The organism is Meiothermus sp., assembly GCF_026004115.1.
Lineage (GTDB): Bacteria > Deinococcota > Deinococci > Deinococcales > Thermaceae > Meiothermus.
Window position 1 is genome coordinate 1023444 of record NZ_BPIM01000001.1, and the last position, 16853, is coordinate 1040296.

A 16853-nucleotide genomic window follows, 5' to 3' on the forward strand; every position below is an offset into this window, starting at 1 on the left:
TGGTTGGGTTCAGTTGCGACACACAGTGCTCTCCGCCGCAACCAGTTGTTAGCTGCCCTTACATCACCTACTCAGCTTCCGAAACACACCGTCAGATACGAGTTTGCTCACTACCTTGCTCGATGCAGAGCTGATGAGGCCATCCCATCCAGCCAAGGCGTTTCCCTCCGACGCAGCAGTCGCGTACCAGACGGCCTTGTCATCGGAGGTCGACCAAAGAACTGCTTCGAAGTTCGCCCAGGGCGTTCTGATATTGTAGCCACCGTAGGTCTGGGTGGTACTTGAACCGATGACGGTGTTCCCGATGACGGTCGCACTCCCTGTGGTGTATGATCTCTGAGGAATGTACGTTGACGATGTTCCGCTCCCAGTCGGCTGAAACGTTAGAACGGCATCGATCTGAAGCTCGCTCAAGCGCTCCGCGATCTGCTCAACGGTGTACTTCTGACCAGGGAAGAAGACTGTGATGGATCTCAGGCAAGTCACTCCGGTAGCGGCAGCAAGCTCTGCGCAAAGCTTGTTTTCCGCAAGCTGTCGGTACTCCAAGTTCTGAAAGCTGCTGTGAACGAGCAACTTGCTGAAATTGCGTTGGACAGCCTCACGATTGACCTGCGAGGTTATACGAGTGGTCGTGCATCCCACCAGAATCACGGCAAGCACGACGGCCGCAACTGCGCACCACACTTTGTTTTGGCTCTTCATCCGATGTACCTCCTTCGTGCAACCAACGTTTGACTTAAGCGGACCGCCGTAGGCGGGTCCGCTTGAAGGAGGGGTTAGGCGCCACCGTTGGGATGCCGATGAATGAGTTGCAGGTATGCCCAATAACACTTTGCTGAGAGGAGTTATACCGAAGTGGCGAATGCTGATAAACCCTCGAGGTTTTTTATTCACCCAAAACCTCCGCCTTTCTAAACTCGGTTCGCGAGGCAACCCAGGTTCGCAGTTTAGCCCGGAGCACCAAGCAGGCATACATCTAAATATATATAACCGATTTTACCCGGTCACACGGTAAAATAAACATTCAAATGGCTTGGGCTAGAAGAGGTGAGGGCCTGCCTTACCAATATGGCAGTAAATCGGAGCGTATCGGCATCAACGCGGAATATGGCCCTGTTAGCCTTGCTTTTTGTGTACAAGGTGGTTCTTGAGAACCCCCTACCCAAGAACATCCAGACCAAACTAGCCCATACCCGTGGGGTTCACCATCTGGTTCTGTTGCTGCCATACGGAATTGAAATGCGCTTGATGTTGGCTTGCACAGGCTGGGTCGCTTAATTCTCCAGCGGAATTGGAGCAAGGCCTCCATGCAGCGCAAATAAAAGCCTGAAGTTTGTCTTCGGGGATCTTCGCCAAACCCCTATACTTGGCCGTGGAAGGGCCGGATGGAAGGTTTGCTGATTCATGCGGTGGTGCGCGAGCTGGCGGGGCAGTTGCCTCTGCGCAGCCTGGGCTGGGCTTTCCCGGACGAGGGGACAGCAGCGCTTTTGTTGGAGGGGGTGGGCAACCTGGTGCTGCGCTACCGCCCGCCTAATCCGATTTTCACAGTGGAGCCGGGTCGTCTGGAAGGCGAGGCCCGAACTCCTTTTCAGCGGCTGCTGGCTGCGCGCTGCAAGGGGCGGCTTTTGGCCTTAGAGCAGATCAAGCTCGACCGGGTGGTGGTGTTGGCGTTCGAGGGGGAAAAGGGCTTTGTGGAGGTGGCCCCAGCCCGGCTGGTCTTCGAGCTGACCGGGCGCAATGCCAACCTGATACTCTGCGACCTCGAGGGGCAGATTCTAGGCATTGACCGCCCGGTTACGTCCGCCATCAACCGCTTCCGGGAGCTGCGGCCCGGTCTGCCCTACACCCCGCCCCCGCCCTACCAGAAGCTCGACCCACGCACCCTGCAGCAGGAGGAACTTGCTCCTTTTGTGGGCCGAACCCTGGCCGAGCTGGCCCGGAAGCTGGATGGCGTAGGCAAGGAGCTGAGCGCCGAACTTGCGCGCCGCGCGCAGATGATCCCCCAAACCCCACTTGCCGCCGAACATCTGCCGCTTATCCACAGGGTTATCCACAGCCTGGTGGAGCAGCCCGGTGGGCAGGCCCACCTGTCTGAAGATCTGCGACAGGCCTGGGAGGAAGAAGAGACCGAGGCCCTGCGCAAGCCGTTGCGCGAGGCCCTCCAGCGGCAGATCAAAACCCTGCAAGCCCGCTTACAGGACTACCAGCGGGCCATAGAGCGGCTCGAGGAAGCCCAGCGTTTGCGCCAGTGGGGCGACCTGCTGATGGCCTACGGCCATACCCTACCGCCGGGGCCTGTGGCGCGCCTTCCGGACTTCTTTGGTAAGACCGTCGAAATTCCGCTGGAAAAGGGGCTCTCCCCCATTCAGAACGCTGTCAGGTATTACGAGCGGGCTAAGCGCCTGGAGGGAAGCGCCGAAAAAGCCCTGGCGCTGATACCCGCTACCGAGGCCCAGATTGCCGACCTCGAGGCCGCCCTAAGGCAGCTCGAGCATCTGTCCCGCACAGAGCTACTGGAGCAAAACCGCAAGATTCGGATCAAAGGCCCCCAGGTAGGGCTACGTTTCAGAAGCCCCGGCGGCTTCGAGGTCTGGGTGGGCCGAAACAGCAAGGAAAACGACTTCCTGACCCGCATGGCTCATTCCGAAGACCTGTGGTTTCACGCCCAGGGCCTCCCCGGCTCGCATGTCATCCTGCGCACCCAGGGGCAGCCCGCCGCCCTGCCCGACCTGCTTTATGCCGCCCAGCTCGCGGCTTATCACTCCAAGGCCAGGGGCGAGACAAACGTACCGGTGGACTACACCCCCAAAAAACACGTCTGGCGGCCACGCAAGGCGGCCCCGGGGCAGGTGCTCTATACCCAGGGCAAGACCCTGTTTGTGGATGCAGCGCTGCCAGAAGGATAAGCGCTTCAGGGCGAAGCGGAGGGCTCTTCATCGGCACGCACACGCAACCAGCGGGCCGCCAGGGGCAGGGTAGTACCCTGCACCAGCACCGAGAAGAGCACCACGAAAAAGGTTACGTTGAAGATTTTCTGGGCGGCCTCCACCCCGGCCAGCAAGGGAAAGGTGGCCAGCACAATAGGAATGGCTCCACGCAGGCCCACCCAGGCAATAAAGGCCTTCTCGTTCCGGGTGAAGCGGGGCGTGGGTAGGCTGAGCCAAACCGCCACCGGACGGGCTACCAGCATCAGGAACAAGGCCAGCAGAATTGCACTTGGGGCCACCGAGGGCAGTTGGGAAGGAAACACCAGCAGGCCCAAGGTCAGGAACATACCAATCTCCATCAGCCAGCTGTTGCCTTCATGGAAACTGAGGAGAGCAGTTTTGCGAGGAAAATCGCTGTTGCCCACCACCACCCCGGCCACATACGCGGCCAGGAAGCCGCTCCCGCCGAGTACCGCCGTTAGCGAGAAGACCAATAGCATCAGGGTGATGGAAAGAACTGCATACAGCCCATCGAAGCTAAGCCGCAGGTAACGCAGCAGCCAGACCGAGGCCCGCCCCAGCCCGTACCCCAGCAGCAGGCCCAGCAGCATCTGCTGGACGAACAGGGGCAGAATCTGCCAGCCGCTTATTCCGGGCTGGGTCAGGAGCAGGGTCAGGCCCGCCGTCAGGAAAACCGCCATGGGGTCGTTGGTGCCCGACTCGAACTCGAGCAAAGGTCGCAGCGGCTTGCGCAGACGCACCGCCCGTTCGCGCAAAACGCTGAACACCGCGCTGGCATCGGTGCTGGAAACAATGGCCCCCAGCAAGAGGGCCTCGAGCCAGCGCAGCTCGAGCACCCAGTAGGCAAAAGCCCCGGTGGCCAGCATGGTAATAAGCACACCCAAAGAAGCCAGCGAAAGCCCCGGCCCCAGAATGGGTCGCACCGTGCCCCAGCGGGTAAAAAGCCCCCCGGAGTACAAAATAAAAACCAGCGCCACCGTACCCACAAACTGGGCCAGGGCGTAGTTGTCAAACCAGATACCCCCCGGCCCGTCGCTGCCGGCCAGCATTCCAATAGCCAGAAACAACAAGAGCCCCGGCACCCCCAGCCGCCCACCCAGCTTGGTGGCCAGCACGCTCAGGAGCAGCAAAACGCTCACAACCAGCAGGATGAGTTCGGCCTTTGGCAACTACACCTCCTTGACCCGGCTGCTCTATTGGGCAGACAGCGCATTTTCTGGTGCTCAGGGGGCACCCTGGGGTTCAGTATGCCGCCAAAATCAGCGCCAAGCAGCGGCTCAGTTCTCAATTCGGGTGTGCAGATCGCCAATGCCTTCGATGGCCACTTCCACCTGGTCGCCGCGCTTGAGCTCGCCTACCCCTTCGGGCGTACCGGTCAGTACCACATCGCCAGGCTCTAAGGTCATGAAGCTGCTGATGTAAGAGAGGATTTTAGCCACCGGGAAGATCATCAGGCTGGTGTGGGCCTCCTGGCGCAGCTCCCCGTTCACATAGGTGCGCAGGGTGGTGTTCTGGGGGTCAAGCGAGGTAACCAGCCAGGGCCCCAGGGGACAAAACCTGTCGGCGGACTTGGCCCGCACCCACTGCAGGTCGGTTTTTTGTTTGTCGCGGGCGGTTACGTCCAGAGCGCAGGTGTAGCCCAGCACGTGCTCGAGGGCCTCGTCCTCGGGCACATTCTTCATGCGGCTCTCGATCACCACCGCCAGCTCCCCTTCGTAGTGCAGCAGGTTGGTGAAGCTGGGGTAGGGCACCACATCGCCGGAGCGGTCGGGGCGGGCCGGATTGGCCGGGTGGGCCAGGGTATTGGGCCCCTTGAGGAACAGCCCCGGCTCTTTGGGAAGTTCGCCGCCAAAATCGTGGCCCATTTCGCGGATGTGGTCGAGGTAGTTGCGCCCTACGCACACAATCTTGCTGGGCGTGGCCGGGGCCAGCAGGGTGACCCCGCCCAGGTCAAAGTGACGGCCCGTGGGGTTGCCCGCCGGGCCGTCGGTTTCGTGGATCGTCTCGCCTTCCAGAACCCCCCATTGACCAGCGCCAAAACGTACAATCTTCATAGTGGCTCAAGTATACCGTTGTGCATCTCCCCTGCCTTGGGACGTTTGGCTTACCTGGTTGCCTGCTCAACCGACACTCAAGACGCGCGGGCCGGGGGTGCTAAAGTCTACTTGGGCCGCCTCGAGTTCGGCTTTGTCGAGATAAGAATAGGAAAGGAGTGTACATGAACGCACTTTTGCTCTGGATTTTGGGCATTCTGGGGGTGCTGATATTAGTCTGGGGGCTCACCCGCCTGCAGCGCGGTGGACTGGCCTGGACGGGCTTCGGTCTGGTACTGGGCTTGTTTGGCCTGGGCGGGGCCTGGCTGCACCATCAGTACGGCGTCTCGGTCTTCTGGGGGCTGGGCGTGCTGGGGGTGCTGCTGCTGGTCTGGGCGCTACTCAACCTGAGGAGCCGGCTGGCCGGCTGGATCACAGCCCTGGCCGTTTTGCTGGCGCTTACCGGCTTTGGCAGCATTGCACTCTTGAGCAGCAGCAGCCCCAACCTGCTGACCTCCGGTGCCATTCCCGATCCGCTCAACAATTTCCGCACCAACCCGGCCATACCACCTACTGCAACCCCCACCACGCCCGAACCCGCCCCAGCAGCCCCCGCGCCCGCAGAGCCCGCCCCGGCCCCTACCAGCCCCGAGCCTGCCCCCACCCCACCGGAGCCAAGCCTGCCGCAATCCACTCCCGAACCCTCGCCCGCGCCAACGCCCACCACACCGTCGCCCGCACCAACGCCCACCGAGACCACCCCACCCCCGCCTGCCCAGCCTGTGACCTCGGGCAGCGTGCGCGAGGTTGAGCCAAGCTGTCCTTGCCTCCTGAACGTGAGTGTCAATGCAGCGAACCCCACCGTTCGCATCCTGCAAGGCAGCACCGAGATTGCCAGCAGCAAGCTGGGGCGCTCGAGCTTCTTGCTCGAGGCAGGCGACTACACCCTGCAGGTCGAGGCCCCCGGCTACCGTACCTTCAGCGCCCTGATTAACGTGCCGCGCAACAAAAACCTGGAAGTGGAGCTGGTGCAGTAGGGCTCAAGGTTCGAAGCCGAAGGCCATGGCCCCTCGTGACGGGCAGAACGGGCTGCGTTTTGCTTTCATTGGCAAGCTCAGATGGGCCCCCAGGGCATTCAGCATTTAGTTTTCGGCTCATTTTTCCTTGCAGATTACACTACACCCCGGTATGGTGTAGGTATTGTGGGAGAAGTGAGTACACTCTGGCAAAGCTACCTGGAGACCCTGCGCCCACACCTCTCCGGGCGCGACCACCGGGGCAAAAAGGGGAGCTTGCGCTGGCTCGAGGCTGCCGTGGCCGAGCGCGGTGGACGGGCCGGAACAGTTCGCAACATTTTGTACAAAGACCTGGGCAGCCCGGAAGAAAAGCTCCGCCTGTTCGAGGTGATCGGCGATTTGTACACCGAGTCGGGCCTGCAAGCGCCCTCGCTGCCCTCGGAGCTGGCCCTGGAGTCGGCCCGGCGGGCCTTAGGGCGCGACAAGCGCCGGCTATTCCGGCGTTTTGTGCGGGCGCTGGAGCAGGGCGACAAGCCCCAGATGGTGGTGGTCGGGGGGCCCGCTACCGGCAAGGGCGTGCTGCTGGCGGCGGTGGAGCGGGCGGTGCCCAACTGTCTGATGGTGAACCTGGGGGGGGAGCTGGCCCAGCATCTGCACCCCCTGGCCGAGAAGCTACATATCGAGCTCGAGGGCATCTTCTCCCAGCTCTCCCCTACCCAGCCCTACGCGCTGCAGGCCGCCCTGCAAGACGAGCTGCGCAACGAGATCGCCAAGGCGCTCAACGCTCACGGCAAACCCCTGCTCCTGCGGGCAGAAAAAGAGGGCCAGATTGGGGGGCTTAGCCTGCGCGACGCCCAGGGCAACCCGGTAGGGCTGGCGGCCTGGGTCGAACCCCTGCTGCGCCGTCTGACCATCCCCTTTTTGGCTGGTCTTTCCGAACCGCCACCCAACCTGGCCTGGAGCCCGCTCTCGGCCCCCAGCCGGGCCGAGGCCCGCCGCTACGTGAAAGACCGCCTGCCCGACCTGCCCCCCGAGCGGGTGGAGGCCCTGGTGAACCAGGCCGGGCGCAACTTTGCCGAGCTTTCCCGGCTGGTGCTGCTGGAAGCCGCCCAGACCCACGGGAGCACCCCGAACCTGGCCCAGGACACCACCCTGCGCCCCATCCTGCATGCGCTGGCTATACTTTCCCCCGAGGCCGACCCGGGGGTTCCGGTAGCTCTGCTGGAAAAAGCCCTGAACAAAGGCCTCGAGCACCTCTCGCAGGCTGAACGGGCCCTGCTGGCCCCCATGGGCGAGAGCAAGGTACGCCCAGCCCTGCGCACCCTGCTGCCCACCGTACCCGAAAAAGAAGCCCGCAAACTGCACACCCTGGCCCTGGATTTTTTCAAGAACGACCTGTTCCGACAGCTTCACCACGCCCGGGGGGCTCAGCGGCTCGACAGGTTGCTGGAGCTGCTTTCGCAAGACCCCAGCCGGCTTTCGCTCCTGCCCACCCTCTGGGCCGAGTCGCAGCACTGGCCTGGCCCCGAACGCGAAAAACTGGCCATGGCAGTGGTGCGCTACCGCGCCGTACTGGGCCAGTACGCCCACCCCGAGGCCCTGGAGGCCCTCGATTTACTTTTTCGCTCCGCTGACCCCGCCACGCAGTCCTGGGCCCGGGTCAAGGCCGCCGAAGCCCGGGTGGACGCGGGGGATTTCCCCGCTGCGCTGGAACTGTTGCCCCCACCCGAAACACTCTCGGGCGACGTGGGGGCCGAGGGGCTTCTGGTCTGGGCGGCGGTGGAGCGCTGGCAGGGCGATTACGCCCAGGCCGAAGCCTATGTGCAGCAAGCCCTCTCGTTGCCCATCCAGCCTTTTCTGGCCGACCGGGTGCGGCTATGGCAGGGCTTGGTGGCCAAGGACGCTGGCCGCTTCGAGGAAGCCCTGAAAGCCCTGCGGCAGGTCTCGCACGATCCGCTGCTGGTGGGGCGGGCCCGCTACCAGTCGGGCGACCTGCTTTTGCGTACCGGCCGGGTCTTCGAGGCCGAGGCCCAGATGCGGCAGGGCCTGGAAGCCCTCGAGTCCTCGGGCGCACCGCCCGAAGAGGTAGCCCGGGTACGGGCCCGGTTCGGCACCGCCCTGCGGCGCATTGGCAACTTCGAGGAGGCCGAGAAATACCTTTACCAGTCCATCCGCGAAGCCTCCGACGGGTTTATCCGCGCTCGAGCCATGAGCGAGGCCAGCGTATTGGAGCTCGTACGGGGTCGTCCCCTGGAGGCCCTGAACCTGCTGGCCGAGGCCGAGGCCTATCTGCGCGAGGTACGCGAACGCCCCGAGGAGGCCCACTACCGCCACCGCCGTACCCTCTACCGCATTGCCGTGGCCTACTGGGTGCGGGCCTGCGGCCTGCCCTATCTGCCCCCCTATGTGGGCGGGCAAAAAGCACCTGACGCCGAGCGGATTTTGCGAGAGCTGCGCGAAGAACTCCTTAGCAAAAAGCTTCCCGGCGACCGTTATATTGCCCTGGCGATTGACGTGGCCCTCAAGCTTTCCTTGCTCATGCCGCCCGACCAGGCCGAGGCCATGATGCAGGGATGTTTGCAGCAAAGCGACCCTTACTTCCAGGCCCAGGCCCGCTTGGGCTATGCCGAGACCCTCGCAAGGCAGGAGAAGTGGGCCGAGGCCCTGGCGCAGGTGGTGCAGATTGGCGATTTGCAAGACCCCGGGGTGCAGAGCTGGAAACTGGGTCTGGAAACCCAGGCCTTGCTGGGGCTCGGCCAGGAGGAAGCCGCCTGGAAGAAGCTGCAAAGCTGCATCGGTCTGCCAGCCCCCTACCGCGCCCAGCTGGGCCGGGTGCTGGGGAAAATCTGGCCCGCCCAGGCGCTGCGCCAGCGGCTCAAAACCCAGTCACCGCTCGCCCTAGACGACTGTTTGGCCCTGCACCTGAGCCAAAAGGCTCCCGCTCAGTGATCAATTTCCCTCAAGAAGCCCAGCAAAGCCGTATTAAAAGCTTTGGGGTTCTCCAGGTTGGCCAGATGGCCCGCCTGGGGAATGATGAGTATCCGGCTATCGGGAATTTGTGCTGCCATCTGCCGTGCGTCCGCAGGAGGGGTCAGGGTGTCCTCTTCGCCCACCAGTATCAGCGCTGGGGTGGCAATATCTGGCAGCAACGGTACCGAGTCTGGGCGCTCAGCCAGCCCTTTGAGGCTGGCAATGGTCTTGTCTGGATCGACAGCCAGCAAGGTCTGGCGAACCTGCTCCACCAAAGCTGGGTTCCGGGTGCGCGTAGTCCCGCCAAGGTGACCCGGCAACAACGCTTCGGGCAGAAAACCCGTTCCCTCCTGTCGAATCCGCAAGGCCATCTGGGCCCGAGCCGCTTTTTGTTCGGGGGTATCGGGGGTGGCGCGGGTGTCGGCCAGCACCAGGCCCGCAAAGCGTTCAGGCTCGAGGTTCCACAGTCTGAAAATCACATACCCACCCATGGAAAGCCCCACAAACACCGCCTTCTCCCAGCCACGCGCGTCCATCTTGACCAGCACGTGGGCCGCCGCACTTTCCAGATTCTCGTAGCCCAAAATATCCGGCACCAGCACGGGGTGCCTCTGGACGAGCAAAAGCTGCTCCTCCCACATGGCCGGGCCGTAAGGAAAGGCATGAAGAAAGATCACCGGAACAGACATGCCCCAAGCATAGCCGAAAGCCAAATGCTTCCACTACCAGGTGGCCCCGGCATCCAAACTGCGATACATCCAGACACCAGGCCCTTGACCGCGCTACCTGTCGCGTTTCCCATATTTACGCTACACGCGATGCAGCGTAAATTACCCCACACCCCATAGCTTCCAAAGGATGCTGTGTGGGGTATTCGTGGGAGGCCGCTCTGGCAGACAAACTTGAGGCATCGGACAAGCTCAATTGAGCACAACCTGGAAGCTCACTGTACGAAACCTGGGGGTCGGGCTTCCTTGGATAAACCCTTCAGAGCCGCCTGGTACAGCTTTTCAATATCGGTTTCGCCGGTTTCCAGTTGCCAGTCGTAGGCAGCCTGAAGCATCCGGCTAAAGTCCTTTCCGGGCTTGTGGCCCCGCTCGATCAGGTGCCGCCCCAACAAAACCGGCCTCACCGGCACCGGCTGGGGCTCAAAAAACTTCCAGGACTCTGACGACCGACGCTCGCCTCCATCGGCCTCGTACAGGGCCCTCAGGGCGGGCAAGTGCGGCCCGGCCTGGGCCTGAAACTTGCGAATGGCCGCCGGGGTGGGCCTGGTAAAGACCGGCACCATGTGCAAAGCCGTGGTGACCACCAACTCCTCTCGCAGGTCGTTGGGCAGGCGCAGGTCGCGGGCGATACGAGGAATCAGGTCGGCCCCTACCCGCTCGTGCCCGTGAAAGCTGTACCAGCCTTCGGGCTTCCAGCGGGCGGTGTCTTTCTTGCCGATGTCGTGCAACAGGGCGTGCCAGCGGTAGCGTGGCGGGGCCCGGTCAAGTACCTGAAGCACATGCGTGAGTACGTCCCCTTCAGGGTGCCAGCGGGGGTTTTGCAGGAGCAGGTGGGTGTCCTCAAACTCGGGGATCAGGCGCTGCAGGATTTCCAGGTCGTACAAGTAGCGCACGAAGCGGCTGGGCGTGCCATTCTGAAAGGCCTTATCGAACTCGGCGGTTACACGTTCGATGGCCACATGCGAGAGCACCTCCGGGGCCGCTGACCGCGCCGCTTCCAGGGTCTTTGGCTCGATTTCGAAGCCGTAGCGCGCCACAAAGCGGCCAGCCCGAATCACCCGCAGGTAGTCCTCGCGAAAGCGCTGGGCCGGGTCGCCCACCGCCCGCAGCACCCCCGCCTCGATGTCCTGCTGACCGCCGTAGGGGTCGATCACGCGCCCCTGGGCGTTCAAGGCAATGGCCCCGATGGTGAAGTCGCGCCGAGCCAGATCCTCTTCGATGCTCTGACCCCACTGGACCCTGGCCTTGCGCCCAAAGGTCTCTACGTCGCGCCGAAAAGTGGTGACCTCGTAAGGATGGCGGTCAATCAGCACCGTGACGGTGCCGTGCTCGATGCCGGTGGGAATGGCCTCGAGGCCATGGGCTCGGGCCAGGCGCATAACTTCCTCGGGCGGGGCCGGGGTGGCAAAGTCCAGGTCTTCGGGGGTCAGGCCCAGCAGAATATCGCGCACCGCCCCACCCACCAGGTACAGGTCGGGTAGGAAGGATAGTTTTTGCATGACAGCACGGTAGTCCATAGCCAGCGCCAAACCTTGAAGGTGACAGCTGCGGGGCTTATTGCCAGGGCGGTTTTACACTTCTAGACCCCGCAAACCCTCCACAGAAAGCCCCCTGATTCCGCCCAGCACAAAGCACTCCTCCTCGAGCAGACCCGGCCAGTCTTGTAGCACTTGAGCGAAATTTTCCTCCGGTCCGGCCTGCGAGGCATGAGCCAGCACCGCGGCCCGGATGGTCGCAGCATAGGGTCGCACATCCACGCGCAGTGCCACCGAGCAGGCCGAAACCCCGTAGCGCCCAGGGTCAAACTTGGTTCTGGCTACCTGTTCCGTGAGGCGCACAGGGAACAGGAGGTACTTTGGGGGGTCGGACATCACGTTGCCCGCCCGCCAGAACGCCCCCACAGTAGCCCGGTGCAGGTGAATGTGGTCTGCGTGCCCGTAGTAGCCCTGCGGGTCAAAGCCAATCATCACCTGAGGGCGGATCTGGGCTATGTGTGCGAGTAAAACGTCCTCCACCTGCTGCAAGTCCTGGTGCATGAAGCCCTGGGGATTGGCCCGGGCCACCTCGAGCGGATAGCCGGAGTCCTGATAGTCCAGAAAAATAGGCTTTTGCAGGCCCAGGATGGCGCAGGCGGCCTCGAGCTCCTTTTGGCGCAGCCTGCCCAGCGCCGGCCCTTTTGGATAAAGCGATGTATCAATGGCCGGATGCCGAATGCGGCCCTGCTCCCCCCGGGTCGCGCAGATCAGGAAAACTTCGTGGCCCAGGGAAGCGTATTTGGTCAAGGTACCGGCACAAAAAAACGATTCGTCGTCGGGGTGGGCAAAGATAGCGAGTAGACGCATCGCTTCTCAGTGTACCGCTCTTCACCCAGGAGGTCAGCGCATTTTTTTCGAACGCCCTAGCCTTTGCTTTTTCGATTTACACCCTCACCTTGCGCAGCTCGAGCACCCCCCGCACCGGATGCTTGCGGTCTATTTCCTGAATCAGGCGCAGCATGTACACCACCGCTGCTGAGTCCCAGGCTTGCGGCCTGCAGGAAGCCGGATATGGCACTGGGGGCTCCCCCTCCTGCCTTGGATAGCCCCCCACCAGCTCCGGCAAGCGCCAGTCGTGCTGGGTCATGGCCAGGCGGAACAGGTTCTCGGCGGCCTGCAGGGCCTCCTCGTAGAAGCCATAGCGCACCAGTCCGCCGATGAACAGGGCGGTATCGTGCGGCCAGACCGAGCCGTTGTGGTACGAGAGGGGATTGTAGCGCACCTCATCCGTGCCCAGGGTGCGCAGACCCCAACCGCTGTAAAGCGCCTCGGAAAACAGGGTCTCGACCAGTTGGGGCGCGACCTCATCCGGCACGATGCCGCTCCAAAGCAGATGTCCGGGGTTAGAGGTCAGAATGGCCATGGGCTTTTTTGCGCCATCCAGACCGGCTGCATAGGTTTTGCGTTCCGGCAGCCAGAACTTCTGGTGAAAACGGGTTTTGAGGGCTTGGGCCCTGGCGCCCCATGCTTTGGCCTGATCAACCTGGCCCAGCGCCCGATAAAACTCGGCTGCACCCTGATAGGCCATATAGGCATAACCCTGCACCTCACAGACCGCAATAGCTCCCTGGGCCAACGAGCCATCCTGGTGGCTTTGCGAGTCGTGCGAATCCTTCCAGGACTGCACCACATGGCCCCGGTTGGTGTTGGGAGCGTACTCCAAGAAGCCGTCCTGGTCGGGGTCTGCGTAGTCGGTCATCCAGGTGAGGGCTGCTTCCCAGTTGGGTTGTAGCTGGCGTACAAAAGCCATGTCGCCGGTATCTTTCCAATGCTGGTGCAGCAAGATCAAAAATAGCGGGGTGGCGTCCACGGTGCCGTAGTAACGCGTAAAGGGCACTTTTCCGGTGCGCGAGAGTTCGCCCAGGCGCATCTCGTGGATAATCTTGCCGGGGGTCTCGTCCAGAAAGGCATTGACCTCGGTGCCCTGGTATTTGGCCAGGTAGGCTAGCACCCCCCGGGTCACATCGCTGGCCCAGGGCTGCATCATGTAGGCCGTAAGCAGCGAGTCGCGGCCAAAGGGACAGACATACCAGGGGATGCCTGCCGCTGGGAAAAGCCCCTCGGGCAAAGAAAAAAGCAGGGCCCGCAGGTCGGTAATGGCCTGCTCCAAGACCCGCTGGCTGCGCCCGCTTTCCATATAGAGCGGGAAGCGCTTCTTCCAGTCCTCATAGTCGGGCAGCGGCGGGGTGTGGGGCTCGAAGGGGCTCTCGAAGCGGCCCTCCAGGCGCAAGCTTACTTTTTGCTTGGGGGCGAGTTCAAACCTCCACTGGAAGGTCTTGCCGTCAGTGGGGGTGGCTTCACTGGATAAATCCGGGGCCGATGGTGGGGCAGGCAAGGGATCAAAAGAGAGATGGGTCGCGACCCGCAGGCCATCCTCGGCGGTATATTCGAAGCCGCCAATCTTGCGCGAAACCTTGTGCCAACCCTTGGCCTCGAAGAGGTCGGCAAAGTCGGCAGCGGCCTCGAGGGCTATCTCCACGGTCTGGGCCTTCAGCGAGGTGTTTTCCAGCTCGAGCCGCTCGCTAAAGCCACCCCGCACCATATGCAGCTCGCGCCTCATACCTACTAGCTGGTCGGGCCCCACCATCAGGCTCCAGTGCTGCACCAGGCGATCCGGGCGCGGCGTCTCGGAAACCAGCAGGCCAAAGCCGGGCATGTTCCACAGGTAACGAGAGAGGTAGCGGGTGTCGTGGCGATAGAAACCTCGTTCGTCCTTATCGGCCATCCCCTGATCAGACAAAACAGCGTAAGTATCGTCTTCTTTGAGCGGCAACATGTAGAACCTCGATATGGCCGGAGGCTAAAAGCGCAGGCGAAATCGGTTGTTGGGAAGCTATATGCATCATATCCTGCTCTGGTCGATCATCCAACTCAGCTTTTGGCCTTTCGGCTTTGAGCGTTCAGCCGACTAGCCTTTCAAAGCGCTGGTCGAAACCCCCTCCACAAAGTAGCGCTGAAACACCACAAAAAGAATGATAATGGGAATCATGGAGAGAAAGGCACTGGCCAACATCAGGCCCCAGTCGCCCGCCACCCCGTAAGCGCTGCGAAAGAAGGAAAGGCCCAGGGGCAGGGTGTAATTGGTCTGCTGACCCGACAGCACCACCGCCGCCTTGAAGAACTCGTTCCACATGCCCTGGAAGGTCAGGATGGTAAGGGCCCCCAGCGCGGGCGTGGCCATGGGGATGATGATGCGAAAAAAAGTGGTGATGGGGCTGGCCCCGTCAATCAGGGCCGCTTCCTCAATTTCGCGGGGAATGGACTCGAAAAACTGCTTCATGATGAAGACGGCCCCCGCCCCCACCGCACTCCAGACCACCATGCCCCACAAGCTGCCCAAGAGACCCAGGTCGCGCAGCACCAGGTAGTTGGAGATGAAAATGGCCTGGGCCGGCACGGTCATGGTAAAGACCACGAAAGCAAACAGGTAGTTCTTGCCGGGGAAGTACATCCGGGCCAGGGCGTAGCCGGCCAACGAGGCAAAAAGCAGGGTCGTCAGTACCACCGCCAGCGAGACCAGAAAAGTATTCAGCGTCCAGCGCAAAAAGAAGCTGGCCCCGGTGTTGGGGTCGCGGGCCTCGTTAAAAACCCGCACATAGTTGCGGAAGGTATACCCCAGAAAGCCAGGCGCTGCACTGTCCCAGCTGGCCACCCGCCCCCGGCGCTCGAGGCGGTTGGGATCCAAGGTTGCCGAGTGATACATCTGCCCCCTGGGTGCTTCGATGTCCAGGGGCAGACGGGCCGCTTTAGGGCCTTGACCCTCGTAGGTGATGGTAAAGCTGTAGGTGACGATCTGGCCCGGCTGGCCCCCCACCAGCGCCGAACGGCGGCCTATCTCCTGCACCTCCGAGACCTTGGCATACTGCGCCGCCTGCACTTCATCGAAAACGGCCCCCAGGCCCGCCCCCGCCCGCCGGGTCGGAACCGTCACTATTGGGGTTTGGGGCGCCTGGCCTTCTTCCACAAAATAGCTGACCTGAAAGGGAATCTTGGCCCCTGGTGCGAATCCCCCCGTCCAGGGGTTTCCTGCACCCAACTGCCCTAGCCGCCAGGCCGCTGCCCAGTTTTTGGGCTGGGTCTGGGCAAAGGAGTAACGGTAAGGCCACTCGAGGGGATTGTCCTTCAAACTACCCAGGTAGGCCACATAAAATGGCCCAATAAAGAAAACCGCCAGGGCCAGCATGGCCCCATAAATCCAGGCGGCCCTGGCCCAGCGCTGCCTGGCCAGGTGACGCTCATCCAGCTTGCGCACGGGTTTTATTACTTGCGCCGCCATAGCTCCTCCTAGTGGGCCTTCTCCGAAATGCCCAGGGCCCGCTGCAGCAGCACAATCGCAAAGGTCAAAGCCGCCAGAATGATGGCTGCTGCCGAGGCCAGCCCTACCCTACCCTCTCCACTGAACACGTTGTTGTAGACGTAGTAGGCCAGCACAATTATGGAATCCAGCGGAGCCGCATCGCCCATCAGGGCCACCTGGTCGAACATCTGCAAGGTGCCAATAAGCGAGAGCGTAATCACCAGAAAGGTTACCGGGCGCAGCATGGGCACGGTCACGTTAAAAAACTGCTGCAGGGGTGAGGCCCCATCAATTGCCGCCGCTTCGTAGATGCTTTTGGGAATGTCCTGCAAACCCGCCAAAAAGATGAGCATCAGGGTGGGAATAGTGGTGAAGGTGTTGAGCATAATAATGCTCCACAGCGGGATGGGAACCCCCAGGAAGCGGTCGGAGTTGGTCAACCAGGTAAACTCGGGCGGCTGGGCTTCCCGTGGCACCACCACCCCCAGGGCTACCAGGAGCCAGGTTAGCACCAACCCCACCGCCAGCGAGATGGTCGCTAGGGCCGGGTCAGTGGGGGCCACAGGCAGACCGCGCATGCGTTCCCAGCCCACCTGTAGGGCCTGAGCCAGTACAAAGACAGCAAGAAAGGTCAGGAGCACCGGGGCCAGCGAACCAATCCAGCCAACAAAGGTGTTCAGAAAACCGGTTTTCTGAAAGAACCAGATCGCAATCACGGTTACGGCTGCCGAAGAAAGCACGCTGGGGATGTAGTAAACGGTACGGAAAAAGGTGATCCCCCGCAGGCGCTGATTTAGGATGGCCGCCATGCTCAAAGCCAGAAAGGTCTGGAGGATGGTCACGATCAGCATAAAGCTGATGGAGTGGGTTATTGCCGCAATAAAGCGTGGATCTTGAAACAACTGGACAAAATTTGCAAAACCAACGATCTGATAGGACTGCCCAATCAGGGTCTTGTCGGTAAAGCTAAAGCCCAGGGTGCGCACAAAAGCAAATACAAAGAAAACGCCCAAGTGAACCAGGAAAGGAGCCAGGAACAAGAGGGCATAGAGCGCTTCAGTTCGTTGCGATCTAAGCATGTATCCCCCTTTCAGTAGTAAGCCCGCGATAGGAATGTCGGCCCAAACCAGACCACTAGTGCACCGGTAACTTGTTTTGTGGTGCGTTTTGAAGCACGTTGATTACCCAACATTGCGATGTGGGGCTCATTCGAAGAGACAGTGGTGCATGCCGAGTTCCTGGTTACCAGACCACTAGTTACGATGCTTGGCACTGGCACGGCCTTATTACTGGCACAGCCTGCATATCCCATTTCTACGCTGCGGA

The 16853-nt window shown here is 61.7% G+C and carries 12 protein-coding genes; 3 read left to right on the top strand and 9 right to left on the bottom strand.

The window, feature by feature from the left end; all coding sequences use genetic code 11:
- Positions 1 to 63 precede the first annotated feature (63 nt).
- Positions 64 to 702, bottom strand: coding sequence for a hypothetical protein (locus Q0X23_RS04800; protein ID WP_297859234.1), 639 nt, complete (start codon positions 700 to 702; stop codon positions 64 to 66).
- Between the two features lie 683 nt (positions 703 to 1385).
- On the opposite strand from Q0X23_RS04800, the gene Q0X23_RS04805 reads away from it, so the two are divergent.
- Complete coding sequence (locus Q0X23_RS04805; protein WP_297859235.1) at positions 1386 to 2906, top strand: NFACT family protein; 1521 nt, start codon at positions 1386 to 1388, stop codon at positions 2904 to 2906.
- Positions 2907 to 2911: 5 nt separating this feature from the next.
- Here Q0X23_RS04805 and Q0X23_RS04810 read toward each other — a convergent pair whose 3' ends face one another.
- Both Q0X23_RS04810 and Q0X23_RS04815 read right to left on the bottom strand, forming a co-directional pair.
- Complete coding sequence (locus Q0X23_RS04810) at positions 2912 to 4117, bottom strand: potassium/proton antiporter (protein ID WP_297859236.1); 1206 nt, start codon at positions 4115 to 4117, stop codon at positions 2912 to 2914.
- Between the two features lie 108 nt (positions 4118 to 4225).
- Entirely contained in the window at positions 4226 to 5002 is a 777-nt protein-coding gene (locus tag Q0X23_RS04815) for a fumarylacetoacetate hydrolase family protein (RefSeq protein WP_297859237.1), read from the bottom strand.
- A 164-nt stretch (positions 5003 to 5166) separates the two neighbouring features.
- On the opposite strand from Q0X23_RS04815, the gene Q0X23_RS04820 reads away from it, so the two are divergent.
- Both Q0X23_RS04820 and Q0X23_RS04825 read left to right on the top strand, forming a co-directional pair.
- Complete coding sequence (locus tag Q0X23_RS04820; protein WP_297859238.1) at positions 5167 to 6018, top strand: PEGA domain-containing protein; 852 nt, start codon at positions 5167 to 5169, stop codon at positions 6016 to 6018.
- Positions 6019 to 6183: 165 nt separating this feature from the next.
- Complete coding sequence (locus Q0X23_RS04825; protein WP_297859239.1) at positions 6184 to 8946, top strand: tetratricopeptide repeat protein; 2763 nt, start codon at positions 6184 to 6186, stop codon at positions 8944 to 8946.
- Here the strand turns inward: Q0X23_RS04825 and Q0X23_RS04830 are convergent.
- The 6 genes from Q0X23_RS04830 to Q0X23_RS04855 all read right to left on the bottom strand — a co-directional run bounded on the left by Q0X23_RS04830 (position 8940) and on the right by Q0X23_RS04855 (position 16606).
- Positions 8940 to 9656, bottom strand: a complete 717-nt coding sequence (locus Q0X23_RS04830) for an alpha/beta fold hydrolase (protein ID WP_297859240.1) — start codon at positions 9654 to 9656, stop codon at positions 8940 to 8942. The genes Q0X23_RS04825 and Q0X23_RS04830 overlap by 7 nt on opposite strands.
- A gap of 254 nt (positions 9657 to 9910) precedes the next feature.
- A complete protein-coding gene (locus Q0X23_RS04835; protein WP_297859241.1) occupies positions 9911 to 11194 on the bottom strand; it encodes a CCA tRNA nucleotidyltransferase in 1284 nt (427 codons plus the stop codon).
- Positions 11195 to 11266: 72 nt separating this feature from the next.
- On the bottom strand, positions 11267 to 12037 hold the full coding sequence (locus tag Q0X23_RS04840; protein ID WP_297859242.1) for a PIG-L deacetylase family protein: 771 nt from the start codon (positions 12035 to 12037) through the stop codon (positions 11267 to 11269).
- Between the two features lie 76 nt (positions 12038 to 12113).
- On the bottom strand, positions 12114 to 14006 hold the full coding sequence (locus Q0X23_RS04845; RefSeq protein WP_297859243.1) for a glycogen debranching N-terminal domain-containing protein: 1893 nt from the start codon (positions 14004 to 14006) through the stop codon (positions 12114 to 12116).
- Positions 14007 to 14138: 132 nt separating this feature from the next.
- Complete coding sequence (locus Q0X23_RS04850) at positions 14139 to 15506, bottom strand: carbohydrate ABC transporter permease (RefSeq protein ID WP_297859244.1); 1368 nt, start codon at positions 15504 to 15506, stop codon at positions 14139 to 14141.
- An 8-nt stretch (positions 15507 to 15514) separates the two neighbouring features.
- Positions 15515 to 16606: a carbohydrate ABC transporter permease gene (locus Q0X23_RS04855; protein WP_297859245.1), complete on the bottom strand. Its 1092-nt coding sequence runs from the start codon at positions 16604 to 16606 to the stop codon at positions 15515 to 15517.
- Positions 16607 to 16853: the final 247 nt, after the last annotated feature.

Bases quoted from the DNA above. Each gene is read 5' to 3' on its own strand.
- Q0X23_RS04805 (WP_297859235.1), top strand. From the start codon at position 1,386: ATGGAAGGTTTGCTGATTCATGCGGTGGTGCGCGAGCTGGCGGGGCAG.
- Q0X23_RS04855 (WP_297859245.1), bottom strand. From the start codon at position 16,606: ATGCTTAGATCGCAACGAACTGAAGCGCTCTATGCCCTCTTGTTCCTG.
- Q0X23_RS04800 (WP_297859234.1), bottom strand. From the start codon at position 702: ATGAAGAGCCAAAACAAAGTGTGGTGCGCAGTTGCGGCCGTCGTGCTT.
- Q0X23_RS04830 (WP_297859240.1), bottom strand. From the start codon at position 9,656: ATGTCTGTTCCGGTGATCTTTCTTCATGCCTTTCCTTACGGCCCGGCC.
- Q0X23_RS04840 (WP_297859242.1), bottom strand. From the start codon at position 12,037: ATGCGTCTACTCGCTATCTTTGCCCACCCCGACGACGAATCGTTTTTT.
- Q0X23_RS04820 (WP_297859238.1), top strand. From the start codon at position 5,167: ATGAACGCACTTTTGCTCTGGATTTTGGGCATTCTGGGGGTGCTGATA.
- Q0X23_RS04815 (WP_297859237.1), bottom strand. From the start codon at position 5,002: ATGAAGATTGTACGTTTTGGCGCTGGTCAATGGGGGGTTCTGGAAGGC.
- Q0X23_RS04845 (WP_297859243.1), bottom strand. From the start codon at position 14,006: ATGTTGCCGCTCAAAGAAGACGATACTTACGCTGTTTTGTCTGATCAG.
- Q0X23_RS04835 (WP_297859241.1), bottom strand. From the start codon at position 11,194: ATGCAAAAACTATCCTTCCTACCCGACCTGTACCTGGTGGGTGGGGCG.
- Q0X23_RS04850 (WP_297859244.1), bottom strand. From the start codon at position 15,506: ATGGCGGCGCAAGTAATAAAACCCGTGCGCAAGCTGGATGAGCGTCAC.